The organism is Sphingobacterium sp. UBA2610, assembly GCF_002339225.1.
Classification (GTDB): Bacteria; Bacteroidota; Bacteroidia; order Sphingobacteriales; family Sphingobacteriaceae; genus Sphingobacterium; species Sphingobacterium multivorum.
In genome coordinates this window covers 74954-94278 of sequence record NZ_DDKA01000006.1, presented here as the reverse complement: position 1 = coordinate 94278, position 19325 = coordinate 74954, and the positions used below count along the sequence as shown (strand labels likewise).

17 protein-coding genes are annotated in these 19325 nt (G+C 39.4%); 11 read left to right on the top strand and 6 right to left on the bottom strand.

Features of this window, described 5'->3' with window-relative positions:
- Positions 1-22: 22 nt before the first annotated feature.
- A complete protein-coding gene (locus B4Z47_RS04580; protein ID WP_115046673.1) occupies positions 23-577 on the top strand; it encodes a NifU family protein in 555 nt (184 codons plus the stop codon).
- 124 nt (positions 578-701) lie between these two features.
- Here the strand turns inward: B4Z47_RS04580 and B4Z47_RS04575 are convergent, their stop codons facing one another.
- Positions 702-3065 carry a glycoside hydrolase family 3 N-terminal domain-containing protein gene (locus B4Z47_RS04575; RefSeq protein ID WP_236560283.1) on the bottom strand — a complete coding sequence of 788 codons (2364 nt, stop codon included), beginning with the start codon at positions 3063-3065 and terminating at the stop codon, positions 702-704.
- Between the two features lie 223 nt (positions 3066-3288).
- Between B4Z47_RS04575 and B4Z47_RS04570 the strand changes: the two genes are divergently transcribed.
- From B4Z47_RS04570 to B4Z47_RS04540, 7 genes are all read left to right on the top strand, one after another.
- Positions 3289-4137 (top strand): transketolase, encoded by an 849-nt coding sequence (locus tag B4Z47_RS04570; protein ID WP_070563052.1) that lies wholly within the window; start codon positions 3289-3291, stop codon positions 4135-4137.
- A gap of 1 nt (position 4138) precedes the next feature.
- Complete coding sequence (locus B4Z47_RS04565) at positions 4139-5092, top strand: transketolase family protein (RefSeq protein WP_046671842.1); 954 nt, start codon at positions 4139-4141, stop codon at positions 5090-5092.
- Positions 5093-5113: 21 nt separating this feature from the next.
- On the top strand, positions 5114-5659 hold the full coding sequence (locus B4Z47_RS04560) for an RNA polymerase sigma factor (protein ID WP_046671841.1): 546 nt from the start codon (positions 5114-5116) through the stop codon (positions 5657-5659).
- Positions 5660-5692: 33 nt separating this feature from the next.
- Positions 5693-6649 (top strand): hypothetical protein, encoded by a 957-nt coding sequence (locus B4Z47_RS04555; protein ID WP_070563055.1) that lies wholly within the window; start codon positions 5693-5695, stop codon positions 6647-6649.
- Entirely contained in the window at positions 6649-7068 is a 420-nt protein-coding gene (locus B4Z47_RS04550) for a hypothetical protein (protein ID WP_231585177.1), read from the top strand. The genes B4Z47_RS04555 and B4Z47_RS04550 overlap by 1 nt, the downstream gene beginning before the upstream one ends.
- A gap of 61 nt (positions 7069-7129) precedes the next feature.
- Positions 7130-8317 (top strand): aspartate aminotransferase family protein, encoded by a 1188-nt coding sequence (locus B4Z47_RS04545; protein WP_115046670.1) that lies wholly within the window; start codon positions 7130-7132, stop codon positions 8315-8317.
- Positions 8318-8351: 34 nt separating this feature from the next.
- Positions 8352-9113: an SGNH/GDSL hydrolase family protein gene (locus tag B4Z47_RS04540; RefSeq protein ID WP_115046669.1), complete on the top strand. Its 762-nt coding sequence runs from the start codon at positions 8352-8354 to the stop codon at positions 9111-9113.
- A gap of 69 nt (positions 9114-9182) precedes the next feature.
- Here B4Z47_RS04540 and B4Z47_RS04535 read toward each other — a convergent pair whose 3' ends face one another.
- Positions 9183-10379: an MFS transporter gene (locus tag B4Z47_RS04535; protein ID WP_070563062.1), complete on the bottom strand. Its 1197-nt coding sequence runs from the start codon at positions 10377-10379 to the stop codon at positions 9183-9185.
- A gap of 65 nt (positions 10380-10444) precedes the next feature.
- Positions 10445-11632: a class I SAM-dependent rRNA methyltransferase gene (locus B4Z47_RS04530; RefSeq protein WP_070563065.1), complete on the bottom strand. Its 1188-nt coding sequence runs from the start codon at positions 11630-11632 to the stop codon at positions 10445-10447.
- A 226-nt stretch (positions 11633-11858) separates the two neighbouring features.
- Here B4Z47_RS04530 and B4Z47_RS04525 point away from each other — a divergent pair, with 226 nt between their 5' ends.
- Positions 11859-12632: a hypothetical protein gene (locus B4Z47_RS04525; protein ID WP_139144922.1), complete on the top strand. Its 774-nt coding sequence runs from the start codon at positions 11859-11861 to the stop codon at positions 12630-12632.
- Positions 12633-12647: 15 nt separating this feature from the next.
- Here B4Z47_RS04525 and thrC read toward each other — a convergent pair whose 3' ends face one another.
- From thrC to thrA, 3 genes are all read right to left on the bottom strand, one after another.
- The gene (gene thrC / locus B4Z47_RS04520; protein ID WP_115046666.1) at positions 12648-13955 is read right to left on the bottom strand and encodes a threonine synthase; all 1308 of its coding nucleotides are present in this window, start codon (positions 13953-13955) and stop codon (positions 12648-12650) included.
- A gap of 152 nt (positions 13956-14107) precedes the next feature.
- The gene (locus tag B4Z47_RS04515; RefSeq protein ID WP_046672011.1) at positions 14108-15046 is read right to left on the bottom strand and encodes a homoserine kinase; all 939 of its coding nucleotides are present in this window, start codon (positions 15044-15046) and stop codon (positions 14108-14110) included.
- Between the two features lie 87 nt (positions 15047-15133).
- Positions 15134-17581, bottom strand: coding sequence for a bifunctional aspartate kinase/homoserine dehydrogenase I (thrA, locus tag B4Z47_RS04510; RefSeq protein WP_070563074.1), 2448 nt, complete (start codon positions 17579-17581; stop codon positions 15134-15136).
- A 536-nt stretch (positions 17582-18117) separates the two neighbouring features.
- Between thrA and B4Z47_RS04505 the strand changes: the two genes are divergently transcribed.
- Complete coding sequence (locus B4Z47_RS04505) at positions 18118-18699, top strand: C40 family peptidase (protein WP_046671999.1); 582 nt, start codon at positions 18118-18120, stop codon at positions 18697-18699.
- A 105-nt stretch (positions 18700-18804) separates the two neighbouring features.
- Positions 18805-19317, top strand: coding sequence for a phosphoribosyltransferase family protein (locus B4Z47_RS04500; RefSeq protein WP_070563077.1), 513 nt, complete (start codon positions 18805-18807; stop codon positions 19315-19317).
- The last annotated feature ends 8 nt before the right edge of the window (positions 19318-19325 follow it).

Below are 19325 nucleotides of genomic sequence, written 5' to 3'. Positions count from 1 at the left end.
TTTGGAATAAAATAGATATTACATGGCTACGATTAACGTATATACAGAGTCTACCCCCAATCCTTCTACAATGAAGTTCTTGGTCAATAAATTGTTGATCAACGGTAGTGTAGATTATCCAAATAAAGAAGCAGCACAAGATTCACCGTTTGCACTTGAATTGTTCAAATTTAATTTTGTAAGTGGTGTATTTTTCGCGAGTAACTTCGTTACTATTACCAAAACGGAAGATGCAGAATGGGAAGACATCGAAGCTTTGTTGAAAGATTTTGTAAAAGGTGCTGTAGAGTCTGAACTTGCTGTAAAAACGGTACACCACGACACAGAAGTGGATTTTGAGGGCACCGAAACTGAAGTTAAGATACAACAAGTTTTACACGATTATGTACGACCTGCTGTTGAACAAGATGGGGGTGCTATACATTATAAATCATTTAATGAAGGTGTGGTAACGGTTGAACTAAAGGGTTCTTGTAGCGGTTGTCCATCATCTACAATTACTTTAAAAGCAGGCATTGAAGGATTGTTGAAACGCATGGTTCCGGAAGTGACTGAAGTAGTGGCAGAGGCCATGTAATCACAGCTATTCGATACAATAAAAAAAGGATTCAGTAGTTAATTTTGCTGAATCCTTTTTTTTATACCCTAAGTCCTAAGGAATGATTGCCATCCGTCATCTATTTGGTCTGGCAATTTTAAACCTAATTGACCACTTCAAATGAATCCTTAAGCGGAAGATTAACAGAAGAATTACCGATAAATAGTTCAAATTTGCCAGGTTCAACTGTCCAGTTATTGTGCTGATCCAAAAGTTCCAGGTGGGCAGGTAGTATTGTAAACCGTATGGTCCTTTTCTCTCCTGGATTAAGTTCAATTTTTTCAAACCCACGCAAATCCATCTCATATGTCGTTACCGAAGACAGCACATCTTTGATATAAAGCTGAACAACTTCGGCGCCTTTCCTCTTCCCTATGTTTTCAATATCAACCGTAACTGTAAGGGAATCCGTTGGTCTGATCTGTTTCTTCGTGAGTTGTAAATTTGAAAAACTAAAATCTGTGTAGCTTAATCCATATCCAAAAGGGTATAAAAAGCCAACAACCCGACTATTTCCCCACCCATTGGGTCCGACCCCGGGTTGCCCCGCCTGTGCAGCGGGCTTGGTCGGAAAATTCATCTCAACCTGTCCTACAGACTTTGGAAATGAAATGGGCAATTTTCCACTAGGGCTATACCCTCCAAACAGCATTTCGGCAAGAACATTTCCCGACTGATTACTAAGAAACCAACTCTCCACAATTGCAGGTAGATACTTATTTTCCCAATTGACAGTAAGTGGACGACCATTGACAAGTACCAGCACAATAGGTTTACCTGTTTCTTTCAATTTCATTAAATAGTCGCGTTGCTTGCCTGGCAAATTTAGATCTGACCTCGATCGACTTTCACCGACTTCCCGTTCCGACTCGCCCATTACTGCTATGATTAGGTCTGATTCTTTACCGAGACGGACACCTTCGGCCATCTTTTCCAGCTCCTCACTTGACAAGTCTGTTGGAATAATCTCACTCTCAGGCCAGTTTTTATCCACGACATCTACCCCTTTTGCATAATCAACCCGAAGTGCCTTTGTTTTTCCATAGTTTATAATCCCATCTTTGATGGTTGTGATTGGGTTATTGGATGGCCCGTATCGACTTGTCGTATAATTTGTTGCTTCTGCCATTGGTCCCGTAACCAAAATTCGTTTGTATTTATTCACGTCTATTGGAAGAAGATTCTGTTCATTTTTCAACAGAACAATAGACTCCTTATTCATTTGAAGTGATACTTCTTCATCTGCGGGGGTATGCACCTTTTTATCGGCTATCGCTATATCTTCTCTCAATGGATGATCAAATAATCCCAATTTAAATTTCACCGTCAGGACTTCGCGAACCCGCTGATCCAATATTTTGGTATCCAGCCCCCCTTCCTCTATTAGTTCCATTAACGGTGTTAGATAGGTACTCGGTGGATCAAAATTTGTCCGCACATTCAAACCCGCCTCCAATGCCTGTTTAATAGCCTCTTTATAGTTTGCAGCAACATGGTGTTTGTTGTAAATAAACTCTAGGGCCTCGCTATCAGAAACTACATATCCTTCAAACCCATATTCTTTGCGGAGTAAGTCCTGCAAAAAATAACTACTGGCAGATACCGGCACGCCATCATAATCATTATAACTACTCATGACTCCTAAAGGTTTGGCTTCCTTTATGACCCTTTTAAATGGATAGAGGTGAAGCGAATGCATCTCACGAAAGCCAACATGCGGATCCGTTCGTGCATTGCCATCTCTCCCCCCTTTGGGCACAGAATAGACCGCATAATGTTTCAATGTGGATGCGACGCCATTTTTTTGAATCCCCAAAACAACTTGTTTTCCCATTTCGGCAATATGAAACGGATCTTCTCCATAGGTTTCAACCACTCTTCCCCATCGTGGATCTCTAGAAACGTCAAGAATAGGCGTATAAACATTTGTATAGCCAAGATACTTGGCTTCCCTACCAATTATATCACCAGCTTTACGTACCAGCGCAGTATTCCATGTACTTCCAATATTGATTGGTGCCGGCAAGGAGGTAGCCCGATCATGGTTGAGTCCATGAATTCCTTCATTGGTAAAATCAACCGGAATACCAAGTCGTGTATTTTCCACAAACCATCGTTGAACATTATTTAAGGCTTGAGCGTGGCGGCTGAAGGGATACGAAAATGAACTTTTTGCCGACTTATTATAAGCTAAGCTATTCAACATTTCGTCAATATTGGCCAAGCCGTATTTCCAAATCTCTTTGTCCCAAGCGGCAGTGGGCTGTTCATCCTTCAAAACCCGCCCATAACCGTAAAGTGTGACAGTCTGATTGGCCTTTTCTTGAACAGTCATTTGGCGCAACAAATCTTCCACGCGACTGGCTATTTTCTGATTGGGGTCTTCATAAATATCCTTTTTTCCATTTTTGTTAAAATCGATCCAATCCTTATGATAAATGTTGCTGTGCTGGGCAGAAGAATGCAAATATAGGACTGAGAGCGCTGAAAAAAAACGCAGCTTTTGAGTTGATTAAGCATTATGCTGAAAATTGTTGGTTTTATAAAGTGAAGCAAGGTACAAAAAAAATAAAAATCTGCAGGCCAAATACATTGTCAGTCTGGAATAAGTCAATATAAATTCATTTTTTAACAAGCATCTAGCTTAAAAATAGTTAACTTTACGACCAATTGTGAAACCAACAAAAAAAATGAGTGCAGATATTAACAAACTAGAACAAATTGCATCACAGGTAAGACGTGATATCGTACGTATGGTACACGCTTGTCAATCAGGACACCCAGGTGGTTCGTTAGGTTGTACAGATTACTTTGTGGCGCTTTATTTCAATGCAATGAAACGCAATCCTTCCTTTGACATGGATGGAAAAGGAGAAGATTTATTCTTCCTGTCAAACGGACATATCTCTCCTGTATTTTACAGTACATTGGCACGTGCGGGATATTTTGAAGTGAGCGAATTAGCAACGTTCAGAAAAATCAATTCCAGACTTCAAGGTCACCCAACAACACACGAAGGCCTTCCAGGTATTCGTATTGCTTCGGGATCATTGGGACAAGGATTATCTGTTGCAATTGGAGCCGCACAGGCAAAAAAATTGAATAAAGACAATAATCTAGTTTATGTATTAATGGGTGATGGAGAATTGCAGGAGGGCCAAGTTTGGGAAGCTGCAATGTACGCGCCACACAACAAGATTGACAATTTAATTGCTACTGTTGACTATAACAAAGCACAAATTGACGGATCTACAGATCAAGTATTATCTCTTGGGGATCTTCGTGCAAAATGGGAAGCATTTGGCTGGGATGTGATGGAAATTGCTAAAGGCAATGATATGAATGCTGTTGTTGCAGGTTTAGCAGAAGCTAAGTCACGCACAGGAAAAGGTAAACCAGTCATTATTCTGATGCATACTGAAATGGGTAACGGTGTTGATTTTATGATGGGTTCTCATAAATGGCATGGTGTTGCTCCAAATGACGAACAATTGGCGTCGGCATTGAATCAGCTTACAGAAACTTTAGGAGATTACTAGAATGAAAAAATATACTTATACAGAGTCAAAAGATACACGTTCAGGATTTGGTGCGGGATTACTAGAAGCAGGAAAGCAAGATGAGAATGTAGTTGCATTATGTGCTGATTTAATTGGTTCGTTAAAAATGAACGATTTTATCAAAGAATTTCCAGAACGTTTTTTCCAAATCGGTATCGCGGAAGCTAATATGATGGGAATTGCTGCCGGACTTACGATCGGTGGTAAAATACCATTCACTGGTACATTCGCAAATTTCTCAACAGGACGTGTTTATGATCAGATTCGCCAATCGATTGCATACTCGGACAAAAATGTAAAAATTGCAGCGTCGCATGCCGGCCTAACCTTAGGTGAAGATGGTGCAACTCACCAAATCTTAGAAGATATCGGCTTGATGAAAATGTTGCCAGGAATGACAGTGATCAATCCTTGTGATTTCAATCAAACAAAAGCCGCTACGATTGCAGCAGCAAAATATGAGGGACCAGTTTATTTGCGTTTTGGCCGTCCCGTAGTTCCTAACTTCACTCCTGCTGATCAAGAATTTGTGATTGGTAAGGCGGTATTATTAAATGAAGGAACGGATGTTACGATCATTGCTACAGGTCATTTAGTATGGGAAGCTATCCAAGCTGGCGAGAAATTAGCTGAGTTGGGTATCAACGCTGAGATTATCAATATCCATACCATCAAACCTTTGGATGAAGAAGCTATTTTAAAATCTGTTGCGAAAACCAAATGTGTCGTAACGGCAGAAGAGCATAATCGTCTTGGCGGTTTGGGTGATAGCGTTGCTCAAGTGTTAACAAGAGAGTTACCTACTCCACAAGAGTACGTTGCCGTAAATGATAGTTTTGGAGAATCAGGTACTCCTGCTCAATTGATGGAAAAATACGGTTTGAATGCTGCGGCTATTGTGGCTGCGGTTCAAAAAGTAATCAAAAGAAAATAACAAAACTACGCAAGTCAATATATGGATGACGCTTTAATTATAGCAAAATTCGCCGAAGAGAGTACGCGAGAAGAAGCTTTCCGTTTATTGTTGAAGAAATATCAACAGAAGATTTATTGGCATGTGCGAAGAATGGTCATCGATCATGACGATGCGGACGATGTTGTTCAAGATATCTTTGTCAAAGTATGGAAAAACCTTGGGAATTTCCGTGAAGACTCACAATTATACACTTGGCTTTATCGTATCGCAACAAATGAATGTATTACCTTCTTAAATAAGAAAAAGCAAAAGCAGAACGTGTCGTTGGATGACGACACGACTGCTTATTTGGCAGAAACGCTTGCTGATGGCAATTATTTTAACGGTGATAAAGCTCAAATGAAATTACAACAGGCTTTGTTGACTTTGCCAGAAAAGCAAAAATTGGTCTTCAATATGAAATATTTTGAAGATATGAAATACGAAGAAATTTCAGAAGTACTCGGAACAAGTGTCGGAGCGCTTAAAGCCTCTTATCATTTAGCTGTCAAAAAAATAGAGGCATTTTTTAACAACAACGATTAAACCTTTTAGCGAAATTAGGTTCTAACAGATACTATGAAGGAAAATGGCACATATCATGATGGGCTGGAGCCTACAAATCTTCCAGCATCGTTGCGTGAAAATCCATTTGGCTTACCTGAAAATTATTTCAGTGATTTAGAATCAAAAATAATTACGCAAGTCAAATTGGTTGAATGCAAGGAAGAATCCATCTTTGAGGTTCCAGAAGGATATTTTAATAGCTTATCTGACGCCATAATGTGTAAGGTTGCGGAAGATAGTTTAAAAAATCAGGTTACTACAGACGGCTTTGAAATTCCTGAAAATTATGCTTCTGAACTATCTTCAACTATCTTCAACCGAATTTTAGAAGACAAATTAAAAGAAACGATTGCATCGGATGGCTTTACCATGCCTTCTGCTTATAATCAAACCCTTGAAGACTCCATCTTCGCCCGTTTAGCGGCGGAGAAATTGAAGGAAACAGTTCCGACAGATGGTTTTACAGCTCCTGTTGGCTACGAAGAAATAGTTGAATCGACAATTTTTGCTCGTATTGCTGAAGAAAAACTAAAAGAAACGATTGTGACTGCAGGTTTTGATGTACCACAACATTATTTTGAGATTCTTTCGGACAGCATCATTGATCGTGTTCAAATGCTTGAAAAGGATAATACACCGATCCGTCAGATTGGGAAACCTAAAAAATGGTACGCTCGTTATGCGGTTGCGGCATCCTTTGCGGCTATGTTGAGTATAGGCGGATATTGGGGTTATCAATATCAACAGCAAAATACGACTCCTGTAGAAGCTGTTGCAGAAGAGCAGTTAAGCCAGCATTTGTCAGAAATTCCTAAGCAGGAAATCATTAATTACCTTGCGGAGTCGGCTTCTGGTGACGATATGATCTATATGGCCCAGTATACTGACGAAGCAAATCTCCCTACTAAGGGATTTGGAAGTAATATATCTAAACAAGAAATAGAAGATTATCTAAATTATACCTTATAATGATGTTCAATAAAAAATACATATGGATAACATTGTTCTTTAGTATATTTTCTATTGCCTTGGGCTTTGCGCAAGACAAAAATCGATTTCAAGCTATAGAAAATGAAAAAATAGCTTACATTACTAAAGAACTGGATTTAACTCCGAGAGAGGCTCAGCAATTCTTCCCGCTCTATAATGAATACAGCCAAACGCTTTGGGATATCAGGAAAGAAAAATTGAATGGTGCTCCAAAAAATAGTTTTAGAGGTGGCTCCAGAGACGTCTTACAGTATGATGCTAAGGAAGTGGAGATCAAAAAAGAATATCGGGCCAAATTTGCCAAAGTTATTGGCAATGCGCGAGCATCGCAATTTTTTGAAGTAGAACAGGAATTCAGGGAACATCTATACAAATCCCTGCAGAATAGAAGAAAATAATCTCGAAAATAAAAAAGAAGTCTTGAAGACTTCTTTTTTATTTTCGGACATTTGTAAGATCATGTTAAGCAACAGAGAATTATTTTTAATGAATACCGCTCAAACATCTAGCTCACCTAGATTGGTTGAAGTAGTTAAGGCTGAAGGTGTCTACCTTTATGGCCCAAATGGAGAAGAATACATGGATTTGGTCTCTGGCTTCAATGTCAGCAATATAGGCCATCGTCACCCGAAGGTTTTGGAAGCTATAAAATCACAATTGGACCAGTACCTACATGTCACCGTTTATGGTGAATTTGTGCAGGCCCCACAGGTGCAATTTGCTACAGAATTATTAGCAGAACTTCCTCCTAATTTTCAATCGGTTTACCTCACCAACAGTGGAACGGAAGCCGTAGAGGGATCAATGAAAATAGCAAAGAAATATACCGGTCGCAGGCAGATTATCGCTGCAAAAAAGGCGTACCACGGCAGTACACAAGGCGCGCTCAGTCTTATCGGAAACGATGCGTACCGTAAAGCGTATGCCCCCCTCCTTCCCGAAATAGATTTTATCGAGTTTAATGATCTGGACGATCTAACAAAGATTACGGAACAAACTGCTGCTGTCATCCTCGAAGCTATTCAGGGGGAAGCGGGTGTCCGAGTCCCGGATATCGCTTACATGCAAGCCGTCAGAAAACGCTGTAATGAAACAGGTACCCTACTGATCTTTGATGAAATCCAAACTGGTTTTGGCCGCACAGGCCGTCTCTTTGCTTTTGAGCATTTTGCTATCGTCCCAGATGTCCTGATGCTTGCCAAAGGAATCGGTGGTGGCATGCCCCTAGGCGCATTTGTTGCAGCCAAAGAAGTGATGGATGTTATTAAGGATAATCCCATGCTTGGACATATCACGACTTTTGGGGGCCACCCCGTAAGTTGTGCCGCAGCACGGGCTTCACTGGCTGTTATCAAGGAAGAAAAATTGGTAGAACAGGTCGAGCGAAAATCGCTTTTATTTAAAGAAAAACTCCGACACCCTGCAATTAAAGAAATTCGAGGATTAGGTCTTATGATGTGTCTGCAATTGGATTCCTTTGATCAGGTTTACAACGTGAGTAAGTATTGTGCTGAAAACGGGGTTATGATCGATTGGTATCTGCATTGTGAAACAGCACTGCGTGTCGCTCCTCCATTGACTATTACAGATCTGGAAATTGAAAAAGCGTGTAACATCATTATAAAAGGTTTGGAAAAGTATGCTTAAAGTATGTAACTTTAAACATAACAAAAACCTAATAATGAACACAAACCGCAGATCATTTATCAAAAAAAGCATTATTGGTTCCGGTCTATTGACTGGTGCCAATATACTGGGAAACGATGTATTCGCTCACGAATCCACCGCCAGTTCCTCAAAAATCAGTTTAAATAACGACGACATCATTTTATTTCAGGGCGATTCCATTACGGATGTGGGCCGAGATAGAAACAATAGAAATGCCAATGATACCGCAGCACTTGGACATGGTTATGCTCTATTGGCTGCCAGCCAGCTCTTAAATAAATATTCGGCAAAAAAACTAAAGGTATATAATACAGGTATTAGTGGAAATCGTGTGCCCGATCTTCAAAAGCGCTGGCAGGAGGATACACTGGCAATAAAACCCACTGTATTGAGTATTTTGATCGGTGTGAACGATTTCTGGCGAACAATCGACCGCGGAGCACAGACAACGGTTGAGGAGTATAAATCCCAATACCAACAGTTACTACAGGAGACATTACAAAAGCTTCCAAACGTCAAATTGATCATTGGAGAACCTTTTGCAGTAAAGGGCGTAGGTCACATTACTGAAGCGTGGTATCCAAAATTTTTGGCCTACCAAGAATCCGCTCGTGAGGTCGCCAAAGAATTTGGCGCAATTCTAATTCCCTATCAAAAAATATTCGACAATGCCCAAAAGAATGCTCCTGGTGCCTACTGGGCAGCAGATGGTGTACACCCTACCCTTGCCGGCGCACAGATGATGGCCTCAGCCTGGATGGACTGCATCAAATAATAACAAAAAAGAGCGGATATTTTATTGAAATCCGCTCTTTCGTGTTTAACATGCGCCTATATGCCAAATCTAGATTTCTTTGTAAGGTGTTTTTTGTAGATTGGGAAGAAAATAAGCCACAATACCCATCAATGGCAGGTAGGAACATAGGTGATAAATAAACTCGATGGACGTATGATCTGCCTGCCAGCCAAGTACAGCGGATCCAATCCCTCCCATTCCAAATGCAAAGCCGTAAAATAAACCTGAAACCATGCCCAACTTCTTAGGCAATAGTTCTTGTGCATAAACAATAATTGCTGGAAAAGCTGATGATAAAATCAATCCAATAATCACGATTAGTATTCCCGTCATCGTAAGTCCGACATAGGGTAATGCTAATGCAAATGGTGCAACGCCCAAGACGGAGAACCAAATGACATATTTGCGACCAAATCGGTCCCCGAATACTCCGCCCAGTAATGTTCCCACCGCAACAGCTATCAGAAAATAAAATAGATAGACTTGTGCTTCCACTTCATTAATCCCAAATTTCTTGATGGTATAAAACTGGAAATAGTTTGTAATACTTGCTATATAGAAGTATTTTGAAACAATCAGTAAGAGGAGTATAACAACGGTCACGACGATTCGGCTATTGGGTAGATCAGGCACGCGTATTGTTTTCTTCGTTGATTTGGCAAAGCTTTGAAGTCTCTTTTTATACCAACTACCAATATAATAAGATATAAATTGGCCAAGAATCGTAAATAAGCACATCCAGGCGATCGCCTGCTGCCCTCTCGGTAATACCAAAAAAGCGACAATGATTGGGGCCATTGCGGTCCCTCCATTTCCTCCAATCTGAAAAATAGATTGTGCCATACTTCTTCTCCCTCCCGATGCCATATAAGCTACACGAGAAGATTCAGGGTGAAAGATTGAAGAACCAATCCCGACCAGAAAAACAGAAAATAAGATCCATTCATAACTATGTGCTTTCGAAAACAAAAGCATACCGAGAAGGGAAAAAGACATCCCAATGATCTGAGAGTATGGTACAGGATGTTTGTCCGTAAATGAGCCTACAACGGGCTGGAATATTGAAGCTGCTATCTGATAAACCATTGTAATCATCCCAACCTGAGAAAAGCTTAGATGATGCTCTTCTTTGAGCAAGGGATAGGTCGCCGGTATCACTCCCTGAATCATATCGTTCAAAAGATGCACCATGCTCACGGCAAACAAAATAGAAAAAATAGGTCTACTCGTCTTCTCTTGTATCATGACGTTGTTCAAAAATTAAAAAGGTTGATTTGTTAAAATCAACCTAAACTATCTTCATATAATAATTACAATACGCGCACCAACAATCCTTTCAGATACTCGCCTTCTGGGAACGAAGCCCGGACAGGATGATCTTCAGGCTGATGAAATTGTCTGATAAACTGAATTTCCTTACCGGCATCCAGTGCAGCCCAAGCGAGCACCTGTTTGAAGGTATCCATGTCCATCGCACCTGAGCAAGAAAATGTCGCTAATAAACCACCACTATTTAACAACATCAATCCGCGGCGATTGAGGTCTTTATACGCCCTTGATGCTCTTTCCAATGCAGATCGAGAGGGCGCATATTTCGGTGGATCCAAGACAATAAGATCAAATTTTTCCCCTTCATCAATGAATTTACGCAATTGCTTGTTTACATCAGACAATATTGCGCTATGTCGACTAAGTTCAAAACCATTTTCAATAATATTCTTTTCCAGGGTTTCAATAGCCAGTGCAGAACTATCTACAGATATAACTTCTGCCGCCCCACTTTTCAAGCTATTTAACGTAAAACCACCGGAATAGCAAAAACAATCTAGGACGCGTTTATTTGAAACGTAATTGGCCGTCAGCTGGCGATTTTCACGTTGGTCGCAATAAAATCCCGATTTTTGTCCATCAATAATGTTCACCTTATAATGAATGCCATTTTCGATAACGTCGACAAATTCAGATGGAAGTTCTCCAAACAAAAGCCCATTGGTATCAGGTAAACCTTCATGTTCGCGAGATTTCAGATCACTACGCTCATAAATTCCTTTGGGTTGCAGCAAAGCATTCAATTCATCGATAATAACTGATTTGACTTTTTCCACCCCAACTGAATGAACCTGAATGGATATAAAATCCGCGTATTTGTCTGCAATAAGTCCAGGAAGAAAATCTGCTTCAGCAAAGATTAAACGAACCGTATTGGTGACACCTTCTTGCAACAGATGCTGTCTTGCTGCTACAGCCTTCTGAACGCGTGCACGCCACCAATCTGCATCAATCTGTGCTTGAGGGTTCCATTCCAATAAACGAATGGCTACACGCGAGCTATTGTGAAATAGACCATAGGCAATAAATTCACGTTCAGCATTGTAAACGCCAACAACTTCGCCATCTTCAATCTTATCGGACAATGATTTAATTGCTCCAGAAAATACCCAAGGATGCAATTGCCAGGCAGCTTTATCCTTACCCTTATTCAAATAAACTGATTTCATTGTTGCAAAATTAACGTATTAATTGTAAAACCCTGCTTCTTTATTTGTCAAAAAATAAATGAAACAATTATTCTTGTATATTTACAAAATGAATTTAAAACACTTATTATTAACCACAACATTTATTTGTTCGCTTTTTTCGTGTAAAAAATCAGATTCTGAACTCACAATTAAAAATGAGGAGGATCTTGAGCTTGTCGAGTTGTCTAGATTTGAAAAAACAGAAATGAAAGTCAGCCAAGCAATTAAAGCTGAACCATATTTTATGGTAGGCTATGGATATGATGCAAAAGAAAACCTACTTTTTGTCAATAAGGGGCTACGTGCAAAAATCATTGATACCGAAAAATTAAAGGAGTCTTCCTATATTTCTAGAACAACGGGCTTTTCAAGTGGTGGTGCATTTAGCGAAGATATTAATAAGGAGGGACTATTGAGAAGTCTGAGAATACAATTTGATCATTACGGGGAGCAACTCGTTACAACGGAAACAGATGCATTGGCACGCATTCCCTCGGACCAGAAAATGCAACTAACCAACTATTATTCTGAAGGATTTCAATACAGCATGCTTTTCTTTGCAGTAAAAGATCCGAAATTTCAAAATCAAGACTTCATTAATTTTGTTCAGAACAACAGTCCAGAACTTATTGTAAAAAAGTATGGCACACATCTCATTTTGAGTTGCACCAAGGGGGCGTCCGTAAATCTTATAAAATACCTGGACAAAAAAACTGTGCTTGATGACAAAGTCATAAAAGATTGGAAAATTGTAGCGTTTGTTTCAGGTGCCAATCTCCGATTATTTGATATGCACCCGATAAAAAATACCATTGATGTCAGTGCATGGTTAAGTTCATTGACGGAAGAAAATGGAGATTTCATAAGATTTGGGCGAGAGCAACCTATCCCCATCTATGACTTAATCTTAGATAAGGATAAAAAACTTGAATTAAAGAATTATATTGATACTTATCTTGGTATAAAAAAGGGCTCCTAAAGGAGCCCTCAACGTTTAGTTATGGTTGATTAAATATTTTTTGAAGGCTTCGAAATCAACTTTTAAAAGTTCCGCTAATTTTTCTTTTCCTTGCAATGTTTCTGCACCGGCAGGCAACACTATTTTTCCAAATACATCTGCTGCTATTGCGTCGGGGAATTTGCAGGGATGTGCTGTCGATAAGAAAACCGAAGCGTAATGACCTGGATGCTCCTTTGCATAAGCACGAGCGCCAAGCCAGGCGATTGCTGTATGCGGACAGGCGATATAGTTCGATTCTTCATATAATTTTTGCATTCCTTCTTTTGTTTCTTCATCTGTAAATGTATAAGAAGAGAGCATATTTTTTAATTCCTCCACATTTCCGCCAAAAAGATCCTGTATACGCACCCAGTTGCTGGGATTCCCAACATCCATGGCATTGCTTAAGGTTTGAACAGAAGGCAATGGTTCATATTTGCCGGAAGAAAGGAATCGAGGAACGGTATCATTGACGTTTGTTGCAGCTACAAAATGCTTCACTGGAAGTCCCATTTTATAGGCCAATAAACCAGCCCCGATATTACCAAAATTACCACTCGGCACTGTAAACACGACCTCATTGATTCCTTGTGACTTCAATTGTGCATACGCATAAAAATAATAAAATGTCTGTGGGATCAGCCGTGCTATATTGATTGAATTAGCGGAGGTCAAACGCAATACAGCATTGAGTTCTGCATCACTAAAAGCTTGCTTTACTAATGCCTGACAATCGTCAAAAGTTCCTTCAACTTCAATAGCACGAATATTTTGTCCATTGGTGGTCAATTGTAGTTCCTGAACTTCCGAGACTTTACCTTTAGGATATAAGATCGTCACACGTGTTCCTTCTACGCCCAAAAAGCCCAATGCAACAGCTCCTCCTGTATCGCCTGACGTCGCAACAAGCACGTCCAGTAATTTATCGTCAGTCTTTGAAAAATAGCCCATAACCCTGCTCATAAACCGAGCTCCGAAATCTTTAAAAGCATAAGACGGCCCATGAAATAGTTCGAGCACAGCCGTGCTGTCGGTCAAGAATCTTACAGGAGCATCAAAATTGATGGCATCGTTCACAATCTGTTTTAAATCGCCTTTGGGAATATCTTTTCCCAATAGGGTAGAAGCTACTTCGAAAGCAATCTCCTGCAAGGAATACTGTTGAATATTCTTAATGAATAGCGGGTCCAATTGTGGAATCTCTTCAGGCATATACAATCCTTTGTCTGCAGGGAGAGAATTGAAGACCGCATCTTTAAAGGAGACTTCTAATGTTTTATTATTTGTACTATAAAATTTCATATGTAAATAATTTTGTCAAGGCCATATAAAATATCCTGTTATTTTGATTCGTATTCACTTTAGAATGCGGATATTTCATTTTATTATCTTTTCTGAGCCAATTATCAATTGACCTGAGATTTATAAACCTCGTTTCTGTCCGTAAATAATTTTTAATCTAAAACCCTGGGTCCTTCGACATTGACACGGGAAACATAGCCAAAACTGTCAATTTCATTTTCTTTGAGATGAGTTTGAATTTTGTCGGCGATATCCTTTGCTATTTTTTCGTCCCGTGTTATTGCAACGACAGAGGGGCCTGAGCCAGAAATACCAAAACTCAAGGCACCATTTTTCAAAGCAATCTCCTTCATTTCATAAAACTGGGGAATTAAAATTGCACGTGTTGGTTCAATGAGGATATCTTTCATGCTTCGTGCAATGAGATCGTAATCTTCTTTGAACAATGCAGCGACCAATCCCGCGATATTTCCCCATTGTGTCACGGCGTCTTTCAACAGCACTTTATCCTTTATGAGTTGTCTTGCGTCACGTGTGGGAACATCGACCTGTGGAAAAACCACTGCTGCTACGAGTTCTTTTGGCGAAGGGATGGAAATAACATCCAAAGGTTCATTTCCCCGGATTAATGTGATGCCTCCATAAAGCGCTGGGGCAACATTATCAGCGTGGCCTGTACCGCAAGCCAAACGCTCACCTTCAACACAAAATGGTAATAATTCTTCTTTTGTCAAAGGGTTTCCGAGCATGGTATTGATGGCAAAAAGCCCAGCTACGGTGCTTGCTGCACTGGAACCTAGACCAGATCCAATTGGCATATGTTTATGCAATTCGATTTCGACGCCTACCTTTGATGAGATATTCAGGGCTTGTAATAGATATTGCACACAGGCAGATACGGTATTCTTGCCAGGGTCGAGTGGTAGTCTTCCATCGTCACCAGTTATTTCCCGAATCGTTACTCCAGGTTGTTGCGTACGTCGCATCACCACCTCATCACCGGGTTGCTCAACAGCAAAACCCAATATATCAAAACCGCAGATCATATTTGCGACAGTTGCAGGTGCAAAAACACGAACTTCCGACAGCATGCTGTCTAAATTTATCACCTTATCTTTCAGATACTCCACATTTAAATTATTGGCCATCACGTAATTTTTATTTTCCTTGAATAGTTTTTATGCTCCGACATTTACCAAATCTGCAAATACACCGGCAGCTGTCACCTCAGCTCCCGCACCAGGACCTTTTACGACAAGGGGACGTTCTTTATAACGCTCTGTTGTAAACGATATAATGTTATCGCTGCCTGATAAAGCATAAAAAGGATGATTTTCATCAACAAACTGAATCGCAATGGATACCTTTCCATTTTCCAATTTCCCGATGTAGCGGATTACTTTATTTTCATTGGCTGCTTTCTTCTTCATTGCTTCGAAATATTCATTTTCCTGTTGCAATTCTGTATAAAAAGAATCTACTGTATCTGCTTTCAAACATGCTGGAGGTAATATTGCACCGAGGTCTACATCTTCGGCCTCAACAGCATACCCCGCATCTCTCGCCAGGATGAGCATTTTACGCATAAAATCTACACCACCTAAATCATCCCTTGGATCTGGCTCGGTGTATCCCAGCTCCTGAGCCTGTTTGACGATATCATAAAAAGAAGCATCTGCTTTAAAATTGTTGAAAATATACGAGATTGTCCCTGAAAGAATAGCCTCTATCTTCAGAATACGGTCACCGCTCAGCATCAAGTCTTTGAGCACCCTGACGATAGGCAATCCTGCACCTACATTTGTTTCATAAAAGAAATCTACACCGTGTCGATGAGCAGTATCGCGTAATGTTTTATATTGCTCGAATTTACCTGAATTCGCAATTTTATTGCAGGTGACGATTGAAATATTGGATTTAAAGATATCTTCGTAGTAGGTTGCAGGTAATTTGCTTGCAGTATTATCGATAAATACACAGTTCGGCAAATTCAGCGCTTTCATTCGATCTATAAACAATGCCAGGTCTGATTCAGTTCCATTTTTAGCAAGTTCATCCGACCAATTATTTAAATCAACACCTTCGGTATTGAAAAGCATTTTACGGCTATTGGAAATTCCAACAACTTTAATTTCAATATCATTTTTATCCAATAGGAAGTCATGCTGATTTTCCAATTGTTTAAATAAAGTTGCACCAATGTTACCGGTACCGATATTAAATACATGCAGCGTTTTCTTTAGCTCTGCAAAAAACGCATCATGTACGGCATTAAGTGCCTTCGCTAAATCTTCTTTACCAATAATTACAGATATATTGTATTCGGATGATCCCTGTGCAATAGCACGGACGTTGATACCGTTGCGTCCTAATGCTGCAAATAACCGACCGGCCATGCCGGGAGTTTTTTTCATATTTTCACCAACGATAGCTAAGACCGACAGGTTTTCTTCGATCGCAGGAACGACCAGTTTATTTGCCTGGATTTCAAGCTCAAACTCCACTTCGATCAATTGTATAGCGCGTTTGGCATCCGATGGATTGACAGCAAATGTGATGCTGTGTTCGGAAGATGATTGCGTGATTAGCACAACATTGATCTGCTCTCGAGCCAATAGCGTAAAAAGCCGCCCGCTAAAACCCGATTTACCGATCATCCCTGATCCACTCAGGTTGATGACAGAAATATCCGAGATCGAAGAAATCCCCTTGATTGGCAGCGCAGTTTTTCCACTATCAAACTGAATCACTGTCCCTGAAAAATCAGGCTCAAAAGTATTTCGAATAACTATCGGTATTTTCTTTAAGAAAGCCGGAATCATCGTTGGAGGATAAATCACCTTAGCACCGAAGTAAGATAACTCCATTGCCTCTGTGTATGATAATACAGGCAAGGAAAACGCTTTCTTCACAATACGTGGATCGGCAGTTAACATCCCATTCACATCTGTCCAAATTTCAATGGCTGTTGCGTCCAGTATCGACCCGAAGATCGCTGCGGTATAATCTGATCCACCTCTTCCCAAGGTGGTAATACGTCCATTTTCATTACTTCCGATAAAACCGGTGACAAACAGCAGTTTATCACCATGCGTGATATACAATGATTTCACCAATTGCTCCGTTAGCATTTCATTTAAATGTGCATTACCAAAATTTGAATCAGTTTTCACATAATGGGATGCATCTACAAATAGAGACTCGGGAATATATTGTTCCATCACCTTAGATACCATATAATTTGAGCAACGTTCACCGTAGCTAAGGATCAAATCTTTACTTTGATTACTCAGCTCCTTTAGTGCAGAAATTCCTTGCAGGAGATCTTCTATCTCATTAAAAAACAACTTTAGCTTTGTAAATACAGGATTTTGATATTTCACAGCCAAGAGCTCTTTGACAACCGTAAAATGCTTATCTTCCAAGGACTTTAGACCATCCGAAAAGGACTTTCCTTCGGCAGCGTCCTCCGCCAGTTGGGTAAGTAAGTTTGTTACACCTGACATAGCTGACAACACAACCAATGGTTTTTCCTTTGCATCGTAAGATTTTTTTACAATGCTTAAGACCGCCTTTAGACTTTCTACCGTCCCGACCGATGTGCCTCCAAATTTTAAAACTTTCATACTGTTTTATACTGTTTGTTTAGATTGATGATTTTTATGCTAAAAAAAGAAGCGCTTTCCTTTGTCGAGGAAAGCGCTTCTAAATATTGTGTCTACAATTATATACAACGAAACTACTTCCTCCTGAGTTTTATCCCGGTGGTAATAATAATCGATGTAATAATTGTATTTGTGTTCATTGCTTTTGCTTATGTTTTGTAAATATAGAACAAATATTATCACTTTACCAAAGAAAATTAATATTTTTTTTAAGATTCACAATGAGACATATAATCAAGTGGCATTCTGACATTAGGGGAGCGTTTTTTACTCGAACAGGTGGTTGAGGCACTGTAGTTGATCGTTGACAGAATTATTAAAGTACAATATGCCCAAATGGGCGTTATGAAGATGTTAAAATTGTTAAAATTTCGTTAAATACCTTAAAATAAATTTGACCCTAAACTGATATTGTATTATATTCGCAACAGTGCTGTCCAAAATAGATGACAGTGTTAAATTTTTAAAAGTTAAATGTTGTACAAAAAAGCGATTTAATGAAAACAAAGAAATTTATAGCGTCAATGCTATTTATCGGCTTATGTCTAGTGTCGCAGGCACAAACCAACAGAAACTCCAAACCAGAATCAGATCCTGATAATCTAGCGAAAGAATACTTTTCACAAATCATGGGAGTTGCAGTCTCAGCAACAACAAATACCAAACTTTATCAATTTGTTTACGAATGGTTGGGAACTCCATACCGCTTAGGAGGAGATTCAAAAAGAGGCATTGATTGTTCTAAATTTTCTTATGAATTATACGACAAAGTATTTAACACTTCGTTAGGATATAATAGCAGAAATCAATATTCTCAAGTCAAAACTGTCGAAAAAAATGAGCTAAAAGCAGGTGATTTGGTATTCTTCAAAATTAGAAGTAAAAGTATTACCCATGTAGGTGTTTATATCGGCGATAATAAGTTTGCACATGCCTCGTCCAGTAAAGGAGTTATGATTAGCAATTTAGATGAGCCATACTGGCGACGTTATTATTACAATGGTGGTCGTTTACCAGAAGATAATAGATCGCTTACAGCAGAAATATTAAAAGCGGAAAAAGATAATAAATTGAATTAATAAGATTGATTCAGTCTCGAAAAGTCCAAAGCGTTTAACTCGTTTTGGACTTTTTTTATACAATATAATATCCTATTTTTACCCCATAATCATTGGAATACTATTATGTCTTCAAAGAAAACGCTCATCTTAAATAAAGAACAAATAAAACAAAAATCTATTCGGATTGCCTATCAAATTTTGGAAGACAATTTTGAAGATGAAACACTTGTATTGGTAGGAATTGCTGACCGGGGTTATGTATTTGCACAACGCCTTCAGGCGATTTTACAGGAGATTTCAACGAAGGAAATCCTGCTGATTAAAGTTACTATGAAGAAAACGAGTAGATCGTTGAGTGCAAGCACAGACATACCTGTTGATATTGCAAAAGATAAGACCATCATCTTAGTCGATGATGTACTGAATAGTGGTAGAGCCTTAGCCTATGGACTAGGTGTATTCTTAAACGTTCCATTGAAGAAAATGAGAACGGCTGTATTAATTGATAGAAGCCACCATAAGTTCCCTATATTTAGTGACTACTATGGTACGAAGCTTTCAACGATATTAAGAGAACATGTTACCGTTACTCTTGAAGAATTTGACAAAGAAGAAGATGCAGCATGGTTAATTTAAACCATGCT

Excerpts from the sequence above, each read along its gene's own strand:
- B4Z47_RS04580 (WP_115046673.1), top strand. The coding sequence starts at position 23 with ATGGCTACGATTAACGTATATACAGAGTCTACCCCCAATCCTTCTACA.
- B4Z47_RS04570 (WP_070563052.1), top strand. The coding sequence starts at position 3,289 with ATGAGTGCAGATATTAACAAACTAGAACAAATTGCATCACAGGTAAGA.
- B4Z47_RS04565 (WP_046671842.1), top strand. The coding sequence starts at position 4,139 with ATGAAAAAATATACTTATACAGAGTCAAAAGATACACGTTCAGGATTT.
- B4Z47_RS04560 (WP_046671841.1), top strand. The coding sequence starts at position 5,114 with ATGGATGACGCTTTAATTATAGCAAAATTCGCCGAAGAGAGTACGCGA.
- B4Z47_RS04555 (WP_070563055.1), top strand. The coding sequence starts at position 5,693 with ATGAAGGAAAATGGCACATATCATGATGGGCTGGAGCCTACAAATCTT.
- B4Z47_RS04550 (WP_231585177.1), top strand. The coding sequence starts at position 6,649 with ATGATGTTCAATAAAAAATACATATGGATAACATTGTTCTTTAGTATA.
- B4Z47_RS04545 (WP_115046670.1), top strand. The coding sequence starts at position 7,130 with ATGTTAAGCAACAGAGAATTATTTTTAATGAATACCGCTCAAACATCT.
- B4Z47_RS04540 (WP_115046669.1), top strand. The coding sequence starts at position 8,352 with ATGAACACAAACCGCAGATCATTTATCAAAAAAAGCATTATTGGTTCC.
- B4Z47_RS04535 (WP_070563062.1), bottom strand. The coding sequence starts at position 10,379 with ATGATACAAGAGAAGACGAGTAGACCTATTTTTTCTATTTTGTTTGCC.
- B4Z47_RS04530 (WP_070563065.1), bottom strand. The coding sequence starts at position 11,632 with ATGAAATCAGTTTATTTGAATAAGGGTAAGGATAAAGCTGCCTGGCAA.
- B4Z47_RS04525 (WP_139144922.1), top strand. The coding sequence starts at position 11,859 with ATGAAAGTCAGCCAAGCAATTAAAGCTGAACCATATTTTATGGTAGGC.
- thrC (WP_115046666.1), bottom strand. The coding sequence starts at position 13,955 with ATGAAATTTTATAGTACAAATAATAAAACATTAGAAGTCTCCTTTAAA.
- B4Z47_RS04515 (WP_046672011.1), bottom strand. The coding sequence starts at position 15,046 with ATGCTGTCGGAAGTTCGTGTTTTTGCACCTGCAACTGTCGCAAATATG.
- thrA (WP_070563074.1), bottom strand. The coding sequence starts at position 17,581 with ATGAAAGTTTTAAAATTTGGAGGCACATCGGTCGGGACGGTAGAAAGT.
- B4Z47_RS04505 (WP_046671999.1), top strand. The coding sequence starts at position 18,118 with ATGAAAACAAAGAAATTTATAGCGTCAATGCTATTTATCGGCTTATGT.
- B4Z47_RS04500 (WP_070563077.1), top strand. The coding sequence starts at position 18,805 with ATGTCTTCAAAGAAAACGCTCATCTTAAATAAAGAACAAATAAAACAA.